We start from the raw sequence: 2414 nt of genomic DNA on the forward strand, positions 1-2414 counted from the left end.
GCATACCCTAAGTTGATTATTGCAAGAACACGTCATGAAACATATGATTATCAAGGTATTCAAGTTATTGATCTTTGTAGATGGCTTAGAGAAGAATAACGATTTGTTTTCAAAAGCATAATGGGTGATGTCCAGACAATGTCTGGATGACTTTATTGTATGAGTTAAATCTACAGTGTTACTTAACTGAAAATAATTAGGTGCCTAAAAATCAGTACAGAGCATTACCACTTTGGTAGTGCTTTTCTTTTACGTTTTTGGCTTTAGCCAGTTGAGTACGAAGTACGAAACAACAAAACCACCTGCTATGCGGGTGGTGTCAAAAAAATGTTATACAAAATAATCACCATTCTTTCTATAATGAAGGTGTTCAAGCTATCAAAATAAGAAAGAATGGTGATTATAATGGCTAATAAAGCAAACTCTTTAGCACATACAAAATGGATGTGTAAGTACCACACCATTTTCACTCCAAAGTATAGACGAAAAGTGATATACAATCAATATCGAAAAGATTTGGGTGAGATATTGCGAGAATTATGTAGAAATAATAGAAGGACATCTGATGAGAGACCATGTACATATGCTAGTTATGATACCTCCATCATTATCTGTATCTGCATTTATGGGATATCAAAAGGGAAATCAGCATTGATGATGTTTGATAGACATGCTAATCTGAAATATAAGTTCGGGAACAGACATTTTTGGAGCGAAGGATATTATGTAAGTACGGTAGGGTTGAATGATGCGACAGTAGCAAAATATATTCGTGAGCAGGAAATGCATGATATCGCAATGGATAAAATGAGTGTAAAGGAGTACGCAAATCCATTCTCAGAAGCAGAGCAACAGGCACATAAACAAGAAAAAGCAAAGAGAAAGAAATAGTAAAAAACAAAGCCCTTTGAGGGCTGGCGAGAGTCAAAAGCGATAGCTTGTACGAAGTGAAAGCAGCGCCTTGAGACGCGAGCTGGTAGTAAAGGCTTATAACCGCAGAGAAAACCACGCTTTTTTAAGCATGGATTTTATTCTATAATTAGAGTATGAAATTACCTGAATATATATTAGAAATCATTCATAAAATAAATGACATTGGATATGAAGCCTATGTAGTAGGAGGCTGTGTACGAGATTATTTATTAAATCGTCCGATTCATGATTATGATATTTGTACAAGTGCTAAGCCCGAAGTGATATTGAATCTGTTTGATCGCAGTATTGGTACAGGACTCAAACATGGAACGGTAACGGTTTTGTCGAATTCACCCGTAGAAATCACAACCTTTCGTTTAGAGAGTGAATATAAGGATCATCGTCATCCAGACAGTGTGAAATATGTTTCTACAATCGAAGAAGATTTATCAAGACGTGATTTTACTGTGAATGCGATGGCCTATCATCCTAGTCGCGGTTTGATTGATCCATACAATGGGCAAGTCGATTTAAAACGTAAAGTGATACGTTGTGTTGGAAGTCCAGATCGAAGATTTAATGAAGATGCCCTAAGAATGCTTCGTGCCTATCGTTTTTGCGCAAAACTAGGCTTTTCTATGGATGAAACAGTTAAAACATCCATCGATACAAATGCATCTTTGATTCAATATGTATCGATAGAAAGAATTGTACATGAATTAAAAGAAATCATGGAAATAAATCCACAAGTATTGGCGGATATGACACTTCTTTTAAAACCCGTATTTAAGGAGTTGGATTTGGCTTTACATTGTAGTCAAAACTCAATCTATCACTATACCGATGTCTTGCATCATACACTAGATGCGATGAGCTATTTAAAACCCTATGATGAGACATTGGCCTTTGCGCTATTATTTCATGACTTGGGTAAAGTACAAGTAAAGACAACTGATTCTAAGGGGAAGGATCATTTTAAGCATCATGCCATGGTGGGAAGTGAATTATCGAAAGAGCTTTGTCGACGTTTTAAACTCACAAATGACCAAAGAAAGTGGATACCATTCTATGTCTTGCATCATGATGATAAATTTACTTGTGATTTAGATTGTATTTATAAATATCGCATTACATATAATTTGGATGAAGAACACTTATTGAAATTACTTCAAATTCGCTACTGCGATGCGATGGCCCATTCTGAATTGGGACAAAAATCAGCTGTAGATGTAGAATTATTCTATGACTATTACATCCAAAATAGAAATCGATGTATGAGTATATCCCAACTTGCGTTGAATGGAAAAGATATTATAGAAGCTACAAATCTAAGGGGAAAACAGATTCAGGAAGCTTTGAATGTGTGTTTAAAATATGCTTTTTATCATCCGGAAAAGAATAAAAGGCAAGAATTATTGAATAAAATAGGGTAGAGGGATAAAATAAAATTATCGCCCCTCCCGTTGAACCGTACGTACGGGTCTCGTATACGGCTCTAC

At 35.6% G+C, this 2414-nt stretch carries 1 protein-coding gene and 1 pseudogene; both read left to right on the forward strand.

What is annotated here, in order from left to right:
- Window positions 1-405: 405 nt before the first annotated feature.
- Window positions 406-891: pseudogene (gene tnpA, locus Q0F04_RS11690) on the forward strand (IS200/IS605 family transposase).
- Between the two features lie 155 nt (window positions 892-1046).
- Window positions 1047-2348 (forward strand): HD domain-containing protein, encoded by a 1302-nt coding sequence (locus Q0F04_RS11695; protein WP_295753490.1) that lies wholly within the window; start codon window positions 1047-1049, stop codon window positions 2346-2348.
- Window positions 2349-2414: the final 66 nt, after the last annotated feature.

The organism is uncultured Holdemanella sp. (assembly GCF_934772795.1).
Taxonomy (GTDB): domain Bacteria; phylum Bacillota_I; class Bacilli_A; order Erysipelotrichales; family Erysipelotrichaceae; genus Holdemanella.